The organism is Gibbsiella dentisursi (assembly GCF_039539505.1).
Taxonomy (GTDB): Bacteria; Pseudomonadota; Gammaproteobacteria; order Enterobacterales; family Enterobacteriaceae; genus Gibbsiella; species Gibbsiella quercinecans.
The window spans coordinates 2264237-2279289 of record NZ_BAABDG010000002.1 but is presented as its reverse complement, the minus strand read 5'-3'; the positions used below and the strand labels follow the sequence as shown (position 1 = coordinate 2279289).

The following is a 15053-nucleotide window of genomic DNA, read 5'->3' as shown; positions in this document are numbered from 1 at the left end:
ACTCAACATGAGCTGGATCAGGTTGCAGCTCAGCTAAACAACAGACCAAGAAAGACACTGAAGTTCAAAACACCGAAAGAGATAATTGAAAGGGGTGTTGCGTTGACAGATTGAATCTACAGCCGTGCTGATGAGCGAAGTCCCCGGAAAGCTATTGTGCTAATCACACGGCTGAAAGCAAAGTGGCCTGTGTTGGTTCTTTGTCATTTATTCGGTGTTCACCGCAGAGTTTATTACGCGCAGATGAAACGTCCTGTTAATGTGCAACGAATTGAATTACGAAGTCGGGTGAGAGCATTTCATGCTCTCAGTCGTGGCGCTGCGGGGAGTCGGGCAATCAGCCAGATGCTGCGCCAGAGTGGCGTTGATGCAGGCCGGTGGCTGGCGCGACGACTGATGAAGGACTGCGGACTGACAAGTCGCCAGCCGGCTAAACATCGCTATCGGGTAAACGAAGACAACAGTCCGCCACTGCCAAACTTATTGAATCGGCAGTTTAACCCTGCCGCACCCAATCGCGTCTGGTGCGGCGACATCAGTTTTATTCGCCTGCAGGATAAATGGTGCTATCTCGCGCTTGTCGTTGATTTATATTCACGCCGGATTATCGGTTCAGCCCTCTCATTAACCGCTGATGCTGACTGGGTGTGCAGGGCGTTGTGTAATGCTCTGGAAACACGACCGCGTGATGGTCGTCTGCTGTTTCATTCAGATCAAGGGGTTCAATATAAAAGCAATAAATACAGAAAGTTACTCTGGCATTATGGGGTAATGCAAAGTATGAGTCGCCGGGGGAATTGCCTGGATAACTCGCCGATGGAAAGAGTCTTTCGTAGCCTTAAAAGTGAATGGCTTCCAAAAGGCGGGTAGGGTGATTTTAGCCATGCGGTACGCGATATAAACCAGTGGATAAATGGTTATTACAACGCATACCGCCCTCATACGAACAATGGTGGTTTATCGCCTTGCTTACATGAAGAAAAATGGAAACAGGTTATTCCGGTGTCTTGATTTTGTGATCCACTACACTTTGGTCAATACCCGCGGTTCACGTCTGTGGTATCTCAAATATCGTATCGATGGCAAAGAGCTAGGCGCTTATCCCGATGTGTCGCTGGCCGATGCCCGGCAATAGCGTGCTGCTGAAAAAGCGGCTCGTTCACCAGAAAAGAGTTTCATGACGGTGGCACTGAGCTGGCATAAAAGTGACAAAACATGGTCGGAGAACCATGCCGACCGCCTGCGCGGGTCATCCCCGGATCGTCTGATCCCCCTCCGGAATAGAGCGCCGGTATTTACAGAGCAAATCTGTAATGAGAACCGTCAGGCAGTTCTACATCAAGGTGCAGCTTACCGCCCGCCGCCTCAACGTAACGTTTAAGTGTGGACAGTTTCAGGTCGCGCCCCGGTTTTTCCATACCGGCAACGGTAGGCTGCCTGATGCCCAGAGCCTGTGCCATTTCCACCTGCGTTTTTTGCACTACCTCACGCAGTTCGGCAAGGTGGATGTTGAGCAGGATGTCCGCCGCCATCGCTTGCGCGTTGGCCACGACTTCCGGTTTTTCATCCGCAAGAAGCTGTTCGAGCGTTCTGCCCATCGCGTTACTCCTTATCATCTAATGTCTTCAAATAATTCGTGAATTCCCGATCAGCAACCGGGATCATCTGGTCATAAAAACGTTTTTCATTGCCGATCTTGTTACCGCCGCAAAGCAGAATGCCGGTGCGGTAAGGATCGAAAGCGAAAAACACCCGTATCGGATCGCCCCGGCTCTGAACGCGTAGTTCCTTCATGTTGCTGTAACGAGAACCTTTAATCGTATCGGCATATGGTCTGGGCAAACCTAGCCCTTTTTGCCGCAGAACGATAAGCGCCGCCAGCACGCTGGCACGATCGGTCTCATTGAGCGAGGCAAACCAGTGATCAAACGTATCCGTTGTTTTAATCGTCCACACGGGATCTCCTTATTAATATAGCTTGCAGACTATATAGGTGCAAAGCGATAATAAAGAGTCTGAAGTTGCCCCTGGCGAAATGCATTCCTCTTTACCGAGAAACTAAAGGTGTATTCCGGCCATTCATTACATGCTGTGCAAATTCGTCGTCGCTTTTCGGCTCAGGCCGCATAAAAAGCAGGAAGGTGAAGCGGGGTAGAGAATGACCTTAACCGTAATGCGGTCCGGCATTTTCAAAGGTTGATGCCGGTAAAAGGCGACCGTCCTGATACATCAGGCGCTTATTTCAGGTCATGAAGCATTTTGTGCTGGAGGGATATTAAGCTCATTTCGGTAAATTACGTAGCCTGATAATTCGGTGTCTAGCGGCGCCATCCCTGACCTGTTGATGCTTCTCATGCCACAGCGAGCAGCGGTACTTCAAGGCGCGAACCGGCGTGGATCATTCGGGACTGAGCCATGTATCGAAAGCGCCCCGGCTGGAAGGGGCTTGGAAGGATGAGGCCCCTTGGTAAACTTGTCGGTAGCTCCTCGGGCTTGTTTTGAGCATCTTCCTGAAATGATGACGCATTGTCGGCAGACTACCGAAGCCGCTTAGTAACGCTATCTCCTCGAGCCCGTGCACAGTCGTGCATTCTAGTAGTTCGCAGGCCACCCGCAGCCGCTCGCGCATCAACCAGGTGCTGGGGGGAAGCCCCGTTAATGCCTCAAACCTGCGTTGAAATGTACGCAGGCTCATCCCCGCAAGTTTGGCCAGGTCCTTGACAGGGTGACTGTCGCCCAGATTTTGCCTCATGTGCTCCACAACGGCGCCAATACGTGTCGCTTCATAGGCTCTGGGGACCGGCTGGGGAATGAACTGTGACTGTCCTCCCTCGCGGTGCGGGGGCATAATCAGACCACGTGCAACAATGTTAGCCTTCTCTACGCCAAAATCCTGCCGGACGATGTGAATGCACAAATCCATGCCGGCAGCGCTGCCCGCCGCCGTGAGGATTGTTCCGCGGTCCACGTACAGCACATCCGGATCGAAGTCGACCCGTGGAAAACGCGACGCAATACGGTCTATAAAGCGCCAATGCGTGGTCGCTTTGCCGCTGTCCAGCAGGCCCGCCTCGGCCAGCACGACAACGCCAGAACAAAGCGACGCGACGCGGGCACCATGTCGGTGAGCCTGGCGGACCGCTTCAACTACGCACTGCTCTATAGGGGAATCGATATCCGGCCAGCCCGGGATGACGATTAAGTCGGCCTCTTTCAGCGCCTCCAGCCCCTGTTCAATGTAGACAGGGAGGCCCCCGCTGGACCTGATTCTTCCCGGCCGTACGGCTGCGCAACCGAATCGGTACCAATCATCCCAACTTTCGGGGCGAGGCAGCCCGAAAACCTCGTAGGCAATTCCGAATTCGAAAGCGAGCAACTCATCCGAGATCAAACAGACAACGTTAGGGCCCGAGCCCTTTCTGCTTACTGCATCCATACTGGCGTTTTCCCCTGCAAACGACGACCACTATCTGATCGTAGATGAGTGATTTACGATTGCAAGAGGTAACGATGGCCGCCAGCCTGCGAAGAAGCGGCGACCAGGATGCTTAAGCCTTTTCCAGTCGGTCGGTGCAAACTGCGGAACAATCCAGGCGCCCCCATTGATCGACAGGCTTCCACTCCTCTTCGAATTCCCGGTTGCCGACGCTGCGCACCATCCCCGGCAGGAAGGGGTCATACCACCGATTGTCAAGCGGGTCCGAAACCAATTGATAGCTTCTTATCTATGACCTTCGATTCATGGCTAGGCGGAAGTAACAGCTTTATGTCGGAGTGCTGCTAAACCGGGCAGGGCCATGCCCAGGGCCATCGAGATCAAGCCGATGACCTGAACTGCATTTAGTGATTCGTTGAGCAGTAGGCAGCCAGCCACTGTTGTGATAATGGGTACGCTTGGCATCACCAGGGAGGCCCGCTGAGGCCCGGTTTTGTGCACGATGTAGGTGTAAAGAAATATGGCGAGCGCTCCAGCAAGAACGCCTTGGGCGAAGGCTTGGAAGAGCAGTTCCGTCATCGTGGAGGCTGAGAAGCCGGTTGGCATCACCGCATGGGCGATGAAGGCTGGAAAGCAGGAAACCAGCGAGATAACTGCGGTTCCAAGAATCGGGCTAACCTGCCAACGCTTAATAAGCACGCCGTACAGCGAAAACATCAGACCTTGGAGGACGAAGAGTGCTGTCCCCACAGGGGAAAGACCTTTGGACAAGAACGTGTTGTAGATAAATAGAAGGATCCCTAAGGTAATAAAGCCGGTGCTGAAGATCGATGCGCGATCTGGTTGGGCCTTTAGCAGGAGCATCGGCAGCAGGAACGAAAACAGGACGATCGACCCGGGACCAACGGCGGCCACATAACCGGCAGAGGTCAGCGATATCCCCGTGTTGATAACCATCAGGTAGGGGAAACCGGCGAGGATGGAAAGGGTGATAATCTTGCCCAGGCCGAGTTGGGAGACTTGCGTACGTGCTTCCGCCGTGCAGATATAGGGCAAAAAAAGGGCTCCCGCCGTGTAGAAGCGCAGGATCGTCAGGCCAGACGGAGTTATGTTCCCCTGAAGACTGGCTCGCGCCGTTAGAAACTGCAGCACATAGACCAAGACGAGGAGTGTGCTGGCTCCCGCTACTTTATATTTATTTGACATATAAATTCCAATAATCCGGATACTTTGCCGTATCGGCGGGCATCATAGGTTTTCTTGGATTATCAAGCGGTTTAAAAATGACGGGAAGTGGCATCAATGCCATTGATCGTAAAGATTACGCCAATTTTCTGAGGTAAGGCTTTTACACAAAATCTTAAACAGCCCTTTGGTTTGTTTATCATCTCGTTATTGGCAAAGGTGTTCCCAGTAGTCAGCGGAACCATATTTAGAAAGCCCGCTTAAGTTTCCTTAAGCGGGCTTTTGTCTATCTTGCCTGGTGCGAATTATTCTCTCGCTCTAGCGTTGGGCGCTCCGTGGCGAAGAAATAGCCTGAACCTGAGCGTTTTTTCATCCTACACCGCCTGAAGACGCCATCATGTCAGGGCGCGCTTAACCGCCTCAGAAGCTGTAATTCGCCGTGACGGAAACGTTACGGGGTTCACCATATACCGTGTTTCTGCCGACATCGATGTTATACGTCTTGTCGAACAAATTGTTCAGATTCGCCTGGATTGAAAGCTGCTTAGTGACGCGATAGCGGCCAAAAAGATCAACCAGGGCATAGCTGCCTTGCTCTGCATAGAGTGTGGATGCACCGCCCGGCCCGGCAACGTTATCCCAGGTATGCGTCTGCCAGTTAACACCGCCGCCAACGGTCAGATCCGGCAGCATCGGCAGGCGGTAGCGGGTAAACAGTTTTAACGAGGTTCGCGGCTGGGTTGGATTTAACGCTGCGCCTTCGCCGTCTTTCGCAACGTAGCGTGTCGCGCCGAACGTCATCTGCAGATTGTCTGTCACTGCCCCGTTGATTTCGAACTCAATCCCCTTACTGACCGTGCCATTCTGCTCGTAATAGGCGTAATCAGTGCTGCCCGGCACCAGCGCGTAATCCGTGGCGCCAAGATGGTCCTGCTCAATGCGGAATACGGCTAATGACGCCGTAACGCGGCTGTCCATCCAGTCACCTTTTATCCCGGTTTCATAGCTTTTACCGGTGACGGGGGCCAGATAAGCGCCTTGCGCATTGCGATAGGTCTGTGGTTTAAAAATTGACGTGTAGCTGGCGTAAGCAGAATAGGTGTCGTTAATGTCATAGACCAGGCCCGCGTAGGGCGTGATATTGTTCTTCTCCATATTCTGCGTCAGCGTAGCGGCGTTGTACTTCGTATAACGGGCGCCAAGAATAAGATGCAGAGGATCGGCCAGCGAGATGCGTGTCGCTAAATAGGCGGATTTCTGGTGGATGGTATTATCCTGCGCCAGCGTTTGGTCGGCCCAGTCAGGCTGCGGATAATTGCCCCAGTTATTGAAATCACCGACGTCTGCCGAGGTAAAGCTGGTCGATGTGCCGATGTAACGATCGTTCTGGCGGATATAGGTCACGCCGGCCATTAGCTCATGCTGACGACCAAAAAGCGTGTAAGGGCCGCTGGCATAAGCGTCTACCGCGTTTTCTTTACGTTTCGCCGTGTTGTAGCCCGTGCCGCCTAACAAATCGTATCCCGCATAGGGGCCGATACCGATACCCGTGGTCTTATCAAAATAGCCGTCGATATAGAGCAGCTTACTGTCCATCGTCGCTTCAGAGTGCGTACCGCTCAGGTTGAACGCCCAGCCGTTACTAAACGTCTGCTTCAGGCTGGCAAAGACTTTTTTAGCGTCGCTGTTGTTGTAGGCCCAGTCAGGCGAAAGGTTGGTGCTGCGGTCATAGTGGGTTTTGCTGCCGTCAAGATAGAAGGTGGGCAAGCCGCCCCAGGTCGCTCCCGCGATATGCGTTTCTTGATAATCGTAACCGACGGAAAGGGTCGTTGAGTCTGTCAGATCGGCATCGACGACACCATAAAGGAATTTCTTCTGGGTGTGGTAATTGTTCAGCCAACTGTCACCGTCCTGATAACCCGCCACAACCCGTCCACGCACATTACCTGACTCGGTCAGTGGCGCGGAAAGATCGGCAACATAACGTTGATTATCCCAGCTACCGTAGCTCGCAGAGACATTGCCCTCAAAAGTTTTGCTGTCTGCATGTTTACGTACCATATTGATAGACGCTGCAGGGCTGCCGGCCCCGGTCATCAGGCCCGTCGCGCCACGGACGACTTCAATCCGGTCATAAATCGCCGTATCGGACAGCGTGTCGCCGATATTCCAGTCGGGATCAATCAGGACCGGCACGCCGTCAATCTGATAGTTATCAATCATAAATCCGCGCGAATAAAAATTGCTGCGGTTTGCGCCAGAATTAAACTCGCTAATGCCGGTGGTATTTTTTAATACGTCATTCAGGGTTTCCAGCTTTTGATCTTGCATGCGCTGCTTGCTGATCACGCTGACAGACTGGGGAATATCGCGTGCGGTCAACGCCATTTTAGTCGCGGCGCGGGTCACCGGCACGTTATAGTCCGTATCCTGCGTGTTCCCTGCGTTACCAGCGGCCGCCGTGACTTCCAGCGTTTCCTCTTTGTTGGTTGTGTCAGCGGCTAAGACATAAGGCATATGCAGCGCAGTGGCAATAACCATCGTCAATAGCGAAAGTTTTGGCAAAAAAGAATTGGCGCAGGCGTTATCAACAACGCGATTGACACCGTTGTGGCATGGGGAACGGGACATGATCACCCTCAAAAAATAGTATTATTTAGCGAGCTGACGGGAAAGCGTTCACATGAGCAAATCTGCTTCACGTAGGGAAGGCCCGCAGGCCTTCGCTGATGGACCTACTTCAGCGCAATGCGCGCCACGCTATCCGGGCCTTTCGTTGAACTGTCTTCGTTAAACGCCTGTTTCAGCGAAACATACAGCGTTTCACCGTCGGCTGAAACCAGCAGGCTGTTCGGGCTGGTGTCGAACGCCCAGCTCTTTTTCACCGCGTAGCTGGTGGCATCCAGTTGCAGCACTTTCTTCGATTCACGCTGGCTGAGGTAGATCTCATTGCGTTTGGCATTGAACTTAATGCCCAATGCGTCGCCGTCGATACGTTTGATAACTTTGCCGGTGTGTATATCAAACACCAGCGTAGTTTTGCCTTTGGAATCATCGGTCACGAACAGGCGGCCGGTGGCCGGATCTTCCGCCATATTCAGGAACAGATACGCTTTGCCATCATCCGGCTTCCAGCGCTGCTCAATTTTATGGCTGCGTGGATTGATCACCAGAACCTCGCCCCCGCCGTTGGCGGCGTAAATACGCCCGGTCTGCGGCGAATAAATCATGCCCGTCACCCATTTCCCGGCATTTTTGATGGTGGTTTTTACGCGAAAGGTTTTGGTGTCGATAACGGTAATGAAGCCAGGATCGGCCACGCGGCCGACATACAACTCGTTATCGTGCAGCAGCATCTCACGTGCGCCAACCGCATCGCCGTCTTTATCTTTACCGCCGCCCAATGCCAGGCGTTGCAACACTTTGCCGCTCTTGGCATCCACTTTGGATACGCTACCGTCCAGCGAATTGGTGGTATAGAAAATGTTGCCTTCGCCATCAATCGCCATGCCGAAGTTTTTCAGATCGGTATGGGTTTCGCCTTTGGTCGCAAGGGTCACCGGATCGAGGCGATAAAGCATACCGCCGTTCACGTCTTTAAAGCTCTGCGCACTGGCAACATACAAGGCGTTGGCCGCCGGCGAATACGCCAGTTCATACAGCCCGTCGCCTAATACACGCTGTGTTACGGCCTGATCAACTGGTTTCGCCGCGGCTGCCGCCACTGGCGTTTCCGCTTTTTTGGCCGGTGCCTGGCAAGCTGTCAGACTCAACGCGGCAATAACTGCTGCTGCCACCACGCCTCTACGCGAACTAAAAAACGCTTTCATTCAGAACTCCATTAATGGACGAACGCTTTCCGTCAGGCTATAGCCATATGGAAAGGTTAGGGAAAGAATGAGAATAATACGCATTAACGAAAACTAAGCAAATCGACGCCGCGCAAAGCGGTATCTGCCGCAGCAGAAAAAGCAAAATTCTTCGCCACGTTCATGCTTAATGGCGGGCTAAAAAAATGAAAACTACAGTAATTACCGGGTTAATATTCAGCATAACTCGTTGAGCATTATGCACTTTACATAAACTTACACATTTAAAGAAAACCTCTTTAGGATTATTCTTGCAAATGATTATCATTATCCTTACAAATTTATGCGCTTCTCTATTTTATGCGCGCCTGAACGGCATATTTTCTCCCGCTATTTCGGTGTCGTAATTCCATCACAACAGAAGCGATACAAAGCCGCTCACGCTTAATTTCACGGGAAATATTATGCCTTTGAATCGCAGGGGAACTCGCGCTGCAGCATGCGCTTATGGTATTGGTAAAACATTCACGGTGTCGTCATTGGCCATGCTGGTACACGCCTTCCTCAGCCCGATGCTGGCGCAAGCAAGTGAAACCGCTAGCCAGACGGCGGCCAGCAATAGTCAACAGGATATGGTGGTGGATGCCACCGCCGCCGCCAGCGACGTGGCGACAGGCAAGAAACAGGACTATCAGGTAACAACCACGCGTGCCGGTACCAAACTGCTGCTGACGCCCCGTGACGTGCCGCAGTCAGTCAGCGTAATAACCCAGCAGCGCATGCAGGATCAGCAACTGCAAACCGTTACTGATGTGTTGAATAACACCACTGGTATCACCAGCAACCTGATCGACAGCGAACGTTCCGAATATTATTCCCGCGGTTTCAAAATCACTAACTTTACCTTTGACGGCATTCCTACGTCGGTCGGCGATGCGTGGAACTATGGGGATGCCGCGTCAGACACGGCGATTTATGATCGTATCGAAGTGGTGCGTGGCGCCACCGGCCTGATGACCGGCGCAGGTAGCCCATCAGCGTCAGTGAATATGGTGCGCAAGCATGCGGACAGCAAAGAATTCACCGGCACCGTCAGCGCCAGCTATGGCAGTTGGAATAATCAGCGTTACGTTGCTGATGTTTCTGGGCCGTTGAATCAAGACGGCTCGGTACGCGGCCGTGTGGTGAGCGGTTATCAGGATCAGGACAGTTGGCTGGATCGCTACCATAAAACCAAAAAATTCCTCTACGGCGTGGTGGATGCGGATATCACCGCACGCACAACCTTATCACTGGGTTACGACTATGAAGATGCCGACACCGGTAACCCCACCTGGGGCGGCCTGCCGGTGTTTTACAGCAATGGTTCACTGACACACTACAACCGCAGCCTGAACGCCGCCGCTGACTGGGCCAATTTCCACACCAACGCGCGCAAAGTGTATGCCGATCTGGTGCATAATTTTGATAATGGCTGGAGCTTCCACGTCAACGGCACCCACGCGGAAAATACCTTTAGCGACAAACTGCTGTATGTCGCTTACTCGGCCTATCCGGATGAAAGCACCGGCGAGGGCGCTACTGGCTGGGGCAGTATGGATCGCGGCAAGCGTGAACTTACCTCGGTCGATAGCTATGCCAGCGGCCCGTTCCAACTGCTGGGGCGCCACCATCAGTTGATGGCCGGGATCAGCTACAATCGCCAGCATAACGCGACCTACAGCCAGGACGGCATTACCGATCTCGACAACTACAATATCGCCGCCAGCGATATGGGCGCGTTTAACAACAGCTGGAATGGCGATATTGCCGAGCCGCAATGGCAGGGGTGGTATTTGAACGAGGATGATGTGATTCGCCAGAAATCCGCTTATACCGCCGCACGCTTCTCGTTGGCCGATCCGCTGTCACTGATTGTCGGCGCGCGTTATACCCAATGGAGCACCAACGGCAGCAGTGGCGATATGGAAAAAAATAATATCACGCCGTACGCGGGCCTGGTGTACGACATTAACGATATCTGGTCGGCCTATGCCAGCTATACCTCGATCTTCCAGCCGCAAACCTATCGCGACGCTTCCGGCCACTATCTGTCGCCGGTTACCGGTAAAAGTTATGAGACAGGGCTGAAAGCCGCCTGGTTTGATGGCCGCCTGACCGCCACCGTTGCGGTGTTCCGTATTGAGCAGGACAACGTCGGTACCGAAGAAAATGGGGTGTATGTTAATAACAGCAGCGAGCAGGCTTATTACGCCACCAAGGGCGCACGGAGCAAAGGGGCGGAATTTGAACTGAATGGCGCACTCACCGACAATCTGCAGTTGACGTTCGGCGCGACGCGTTATGTCGCACGCGATAAAGACGGCCGCTATAATCCGGACCAGCCGCAAACCGACTTCAAACTGTTTACGCGTTATCAGGTCCCCAGCTTGCCGGATCTGGTTATTGGCGGCGGCATCAACTGGCAGAACCGGGTATTTGAGGATATTAGCGCCCCGGATGGCAGCACCCAGCGCGTTTATCAGGGCAGCTACCCACTGGCTAATCTGTTCGCGCGTTACCAGGCCACCAAACAGGTGGCGGTACAGGCAAACGTCAATAATCTGTTCGATCGCAGCTATTACACCTACATGAATAACTATGTTTATGGCGAGCCGCGTAATTTCTCGGTTAGCTTGTCATATCAATTCTGATCTATACCCACCGCGCCCTGGATGAACAGGGCGCGGTCGCTTGATGATATATTGGCGCAGTGCAGTGGATTACCTGTCTTTATTCTTTCCTCATACCACGCCGTACGTGTTGACCACAACAAAGACTAATGTTATATCTTGCCGTCCATTTTCAAAGGGTTGCGAATGAATATCATCCTGAATATTATAATTATCCTGTTTTTATTCGCTATCATCATGCTTATCTCTTCCAGGTTATCTTCTCATCAGTCCTCGGCTAAAAATAATATTAATTTCAAACCGGGCGAAACAAAACGTATCTCTGAAAGGTCTTTTTTTAGAAGGATGCTGGGGATTAAAACGGATAACTATTTTTATGATTTAGCGTATATTTATCAAATTAAAGGGAGCGAAGTTTACAAGGTGCCGCTATCAGATATTGTTAAAATCAGCCCGACGGAGGTGAAGATTAATAACCGGCGCGTCTGGGCTGTGCGGTATGCTTGCTATGGTGGTGCAAAAGAGTTCCGTTTCAGGCATAACATAACTTTATTTAATAATGACTTTTTAGGCTTTTTGGCGGCGGTGAAGGCCGCCAACCCGGATGTAGAGATTATCGAACCAACGATTTTGCGCCTTTAACCTCATCCTCGCGGCGCCCTAGTGCATTCTGAACAACCTGCACCAAGAGCGCCAGCGCGTGGGCTAACAATCAGTAGTAGCCATACATGGCGGCAAACACCCAGCCAAAAATACAGGAGGTTGTCACACCAATCAGGCCGGGAAGAATAAAGCTGTGGTTAATCACAAAGCGGCCGATGTGCGTTGTCCCGGAGCGGTCGAACTGGATGGCGGCCAGATCGCTTGGGTAGGTGGGCAGAATATAATAGCCGTAACAGGCCGGCGCAGAGGCCACGATATAGGCCGGATCAACGCCGATCGCCAATGCCACCGGTACAATGGCCGCCAGCGCCGCAGCCTGCGAGTTAACAAACTTGGACACCAGCAGCAGGATCAGCGCATACGCCCAGGGGTACTCTTTCACCAGCGTCCCGAGGGTGGCTTTAATCTGTTCCAGATGGGCGCCGAACATGGTTTCCGCCATCCAGGCAATGCCGTACACCGCCACAATCGCAATCATCCCGGAGCGGAACACCTCGTTTTTGGATATGGAAGCCGGGTTGGTTTTGGTGGTGATGATGATCAGCGCCCCGGAAACCAGCATAAACATCTGGATCACCAGGACCATCGACAGCGGCTTGCCGTTAAACGTCGGCCGCAGTTCTGTCACCGCCCCCAGCAGCGCAACGGCGGCGATAGTTGCGAGAAAAATCCACATCGCGACCCAGTTGCTGCGCGGCAGCTTTTTGTCCAGCAGCGTGGCGGTATCGCCGTAAACATATTCCCGGTTTTCCGGCACGGAAATGAATTTCTGAAACTCCGGATCTTTGTCTAAATCTTTGCCGCGGAACCAACTGAAAATCCCAATCGCCAGGATCCCGAGCAGGGTGGAGGGGATGGTGATCGCCAGCAGATCGAGAAATTCCAGGTGTTTACCGTGAAAGGTGAAGTTGGCCAGCATCGCCACCAGCGATACCACCGCAACGGAAACCGGGCTGGCGATGATGCCCATTTGCGCGCCGATCGAACTGGCCGCCATGGGCCGTTCGGGGCGGATATTATTTTTAATCGCCACATCGTAGATAATCGGCAAAATGGTATACACCACGTGGCCGGTGCCGCAGAGAATGGTCAGGATACAGGTGACGAATGGTGCGATGATCGAGACATACTTAGGATTGCGCCGCAGCAGTTTTTCCGCCATTTGCAGCATCACATCAAGGCCGCCCGAAGCTTGCAGCGTCGCCGACGCCGCCACAACGGAAATGATGACCAGCATCACATCGATAGGCGGTTTCCCCGGTTCGAGTTTAAACACGAAAACCAGTATGACCAGCCCGATGCCGCCCAGTAACCCCAGCGCGATACCACCTTTTCTTGCGCCGTAAAATAGGCAGATCAGGACAATGACCAGTTGAATAATAAAGTCCATAGTAACCCCATCGCTCACAGAGACACTTACGTTAATTAAAAAATTGACTTACTTCTTTAGGGGGTACTATAGGTTCCTAATTCAAGTTGATTTTTTGATCTAACTCTATTAATTAAAAAAATTTTATAATTTATGTAAGATAGGAGATGTAGATCCCAATAAAAATAGATATTGATACGGTTTTATTGATAGGGGTATTTGCTAACACGATGATCTATAAATTGATTATTGATTTTATCTTCTTTTTTCACCTCCATTTTTAATTTAGCTTATTTCTGCTATTTTTATGTGCCATTATGTATTTTTTGTTATTGTAATGTTCCTATTTTGTTTTAAATAAGAGCTGTTTTATAAAAACAGCAGCGTGAGTTTACTGGGATAATATTCCGCCGTGGCTAAAATAATTCTCCCCGCAGGGTGTAGCCCCGCGGGGGTAAGCAGGAAATCGCCCCTTTTATTTCAAAGGTGTTTGGGCCACAGCGGATCAGTGCTTATCGCGCTCCCTGGCGGTTATTTTGGCCTGCCGCCAGCTGAGCAGCGGCGTGACCGACATGCCATGCACCACCACGCTGGCGACGATCAGCGTAAAGGCCATATCGGCCATGCGCGTCACCTCATTGCCGGCCAGCCCATGGGTATAGGCAAAGGCGATATAGTTAATGCTGCCGATGCCGCGAATGCCCAGCCATCCCAGGATCAGGCGCTGTTCAACGGGGGCTTTCATGCCGGCGGTGGCGATCCAGACGGAGAGCGGCCGGATAACCACAAACAGCAACGCCGCCATCAGCAGCCCCATGGGCGCCCAGTGGTGGGCCAGCGTAATGCCAAGCACGATAATAATCATCGCGGCAAACAGCCTTTCCACCGTATCACCGAATGATAGGGCATCGCCCACCACTAAACCGGCGGAGCTGGTGGGGTTGGTTTCACCCGGTTCGTGGCGGATATGCGGATTGACCAGCTCTTCGGCGGGCGGGCGGTTGTTGCTGTCGGAAAACTGGTCGGCGGGTTGCAGATTGACCACCCGGATCTCGGCCCGGCGCAGGCCAACGCCGGCGGCAAAGGCCGCCAGAAAGCCTGAAGCATCCAGCGCCTGCGCCGCTGCGTAGCTGAGGGCGATCAGCGCCAACGCCAGGAAATCGTTTGGCGCCACGTCCTGATGGGTGTGGCGCAGGTGCGTGGCGTACTGGCCAACCAGGCGGCCCATGGCAAAACCAATGCCCACCCCAGCGGTAATGGCCCACAGCACGTCCACCAGCGCCCACTGGCCGAACGCCGCCAGCGACAGGCCGCCCGGCGTGGTTACCATCATTACCGCCAGCATCAGCAGCGGCAGGGCGCTGCCGTCGTTCATGCCCGCCTCGCTGGAAAGCGAAACGCGCAGATTATCGCTGTCGCGGGCATCGTTAACCGAAATCAAACTGGCCAGCACCGGATCGGTTGGCGCAACGATGGCGCCAAACGCCAATGAAAGCGGCCAGGAGAGTTCGGCAAGGTAGTGCGCCGCCAGCGCCACGCCCGCGACCGTCAGCAGCATGCCGGGAAAGGCAAGCCGCAGGCCGATGTACCAGCCCTGGCTTTTCAGCGGCAGCCGGAGCTTGAGGCCGGTAATAAACAGCGAAGCGGCGATGGCGATTTCGGTGATATTTTTTGCCAGTTCCGCGTGGGCCGTAATATCCACTTGCAGCAGGTTTAACACCCAGGGGCCGCAAACGATGCCCGCCGTCAGGTAGAGTGCAAAAACGGTGATCGGGCCACGTTTGATCCAACCCGATGCCAGCGACATCAACAGTAATAAACCGCCAGTTGCGGCAGTCCAGCCAAGAAATTCCATTTTTACTCCTCTGTGGTTTGTCTGTTGCTGTAAGTATGACGTCAAATAACGAAGAGGAAAGGCT

11 protein-coding genes and 2 pseudogenes are annotated in these 15053 nt (G+C 52.9%); 5 read left to right on the top strand and 8 right to left on the bottom strand.

The genetic code is table 11. The features are described 5' to 3' along the window. The 3 genes and pseudogenes from ABFX35_RS10735 to ABFX35_RS10725 form a co-directional block, all read left to right on the top strand. On the top strand, window positions 1-114 hold a 114-nt coding region (locus ABFX35_RS10735; RefSeq protein ID WP_346080938.1), incomplete at its 5' end, for a hypothetical protein. Window positions 115-123: 9 nt separating this feature from the next. After that, window positions 124-1011, top strand: a pseudogene (locus ABFX35_RS10730) (IS3 family transposase); the annotation flags it as partial. Beyond that, window positions 974-1294 (top strand): annotated as a pseudogene (locus ABFX35_RS10725) (Arm DNA-binding domain-containing protein); the annotation flags it as partial. The pseudogenes ABFX35_RS10730 and ABFX35_RS10725, both read left to right, overlap by 38 nt. A 1-nt stretch (window position 1295) precedes the next feature. Here the strand turns inward: ABFX35_RS10725 and ABFX35_RS10720 are convergent. The 6 genes from ABFX35_RS10720 to ABFX35_RS10695 form a co-directional block, all read right to left on the bottom strand. Beyond that, a complete protein-coding gene (locus tag ABFX35_RS10720; protein ID WP_346080795.1) occupies window positions 1296-1598 on the bottom strand; it encodes a helix-turn-helix domain-containing protein in 303 nt (100 codons plus the stop codon). 4 nt (window positions 1599-1602) lie between these two features. Then, window positions 1603-1956 (bottom strand): type II toxin-antitoxin system RelE/ParE family toxin, encoded by a 354-nt coding sequence (locus tag ABFX35_RS10715; protein WP_346080793.1) that lies wholly within the window; start codon window positions 1954-1956, stop codon window positions 1603-1605. Between the two features lie 442 nt (window positions 1957-2398). Then, entirely contained in the window at window positions 2399-3436 is a 1038-nt protein-coding gene (ftrA, locus tag ABFX35_RS10710; RefSeq protein ID WP_346080791.1) for a transcriptional regulator FtrA, read from the bottom strand. A gap of 309 nt (window positions 3437-3745) precedes the next feature. Then, the gene (locus ABFX35_RS10705; protein ID WP_346080790.1) at window positions 3746-4642 is read right to left on the bottom strand and encodes a DMT family transporter; all 897 of its coding nucleotides are present in this window, start codon (window positions 4640-4642) and stop codon (window positions 3746-3748) included. A 399-nt stretch (window positions 4643-5041) separates the two neighbouring features. Then, on the bottom strand, window positions 5042-7252 hold the full coding sequence (fhuE, locus tag ABFX35_RS10700) for a ferric-rhodotorulic acid/ferric-coprogen receptor FhuE (RefSeq protein WP_346080788.1): 2211 nt from the start codon (window positions 7250-7252) through the stop codon (window positions 5042-5044). A 104-nt stretch (window positions 7253-7356) separates the two neighbouring features. Beyond that, window positions 7357-8451 carry a YncE family protein gene (locus ABFX35_RS10695; protein WP_346080786.1) on the bottom strand — a complete coding sequence of 365 codons (1095 nt, stop codon included), beginning with the start codon at window positions 8449-8451 and terminating at the stop codon, window positions 7357-7359. Window positions 8452-8894: 443 nt separating this feature from the next. Between ABFX35_RS10695 and fhuE (ABFX35_RS10690) the strand changes: the two genes are divergently transcribed. Next, on the top strand, window positions 8895-11123 hold the full coding sequence (gene fhuE / locus ABFX35_RS10690) for a ferric-rhodotorulic acid/ferric-coprogen receptor FhuE (RefSeq protein ID WP_346080784.1): 2229 nt from the start codon (window positions 8895-8897) through the stop codon (window positions 11121-11123). A 165-nt stretch (window positions 11124-11288) separates the two neighbouring features. Further along, window positions 11289-11744 (top strand): hypothetical protein, encoded by a 456-nt coding sequence (locus ABFX35_RS10685; RefSeq protein ID WP_346080782.1) that lies wholly within the window; start codon window positions 11289-11291, stop codon window positions 11742-11744. 70 nt (window positions 11745-11814) lie between these two features. On the opposite strand, the gene ABFX35_RS10680 is transcribed toward ABFX35_RS10685, so the two are convergent. Beyond that, window positions 11815-13155, bottom strand: a complete 1341-nt coding sequence (locus ABFX35_RS10680) for an anaerobic C4-dicarboxylate transporter (protein WP_346080780.1) — start codon at window positions 13153-13155, stop codon at window positions 11815-11817. A gap of 484 nt (window positions 13156-13639) precedes the next feature. Further along, window positions 13640-14989, bottom strand: coding sequence for a cation:proton antiporter (locus ABFX35_RS10675; protein ID WP_279028808.1), 1350 nt, complete (start codon window positions 14987-14989; stop codon window positions 13640-13642). Window positions 14990-15053: the final 64 nt, after the last annotated feature.

Coding starts and splice junctions, on each gene's coding strand:
- ABFX35_RS10695 (WP_346080786.1), bottom strand. CDS start 8,451: ATGAAAGCGTTTTTTAGTTCGCGTAGAGGCGTGGTGGCAGCAGCAGTT.
- ABFX35_RS10680 (WP_346080780.1), bottom strand. CDS start 13,155: ATGGACTTTATTATTCAACTGGTCATTGTCCTGATCTGCCTATTTTAC.
- ABFX35_RS10685 (WP_346080782.1), top strand. CDS start 11,289: ATGAATATCATCCTGAATATTATAATTATCCTGTTTTTATTCGCTATC.
- fhuE (WP_346080788.1), bottom strand. CDS start 7,252: ATGTCCCGTTCCCCATGCCACAACGGTGTCAATCGCGTTGTTGATAAC.
- ABFX35_RS10705 (WP_346080790.1), bottom strand. CDS start 4,642: ATGTCAAATAAATATAAAGTAGCGGGAGCCAGCACACTCCTCGTCTTG.
- fhuE (WP_346080784.1), top strand. CDS start 8,895: ATGCCTTTGAATCGCAGGGGAACTCGCGCTGCAGCATGCGCTTATGGT.
- ABFX35_RS10675 (WP_279028808.1), bottom strand. CDS start 14,989: ATGGAATTTCTTGGCTGGACTGCCGCAACTGGCGGTTTATTACTGTTG.
- ftrA (WP_346080791.1), bottom strand. CDS start 3,436: ATGGATGCAGTAAGCAGAAAGGGCTCGGGCCCTAACGTTGTCTGTTTG.
- ABFX35_RS10720 (WP_346080795.1), bottom strand. CDS start 1,598: ATGGGCAGAACGCTCGAACAGCTTCTTGCGGATGAAAAACCGGAAGTC.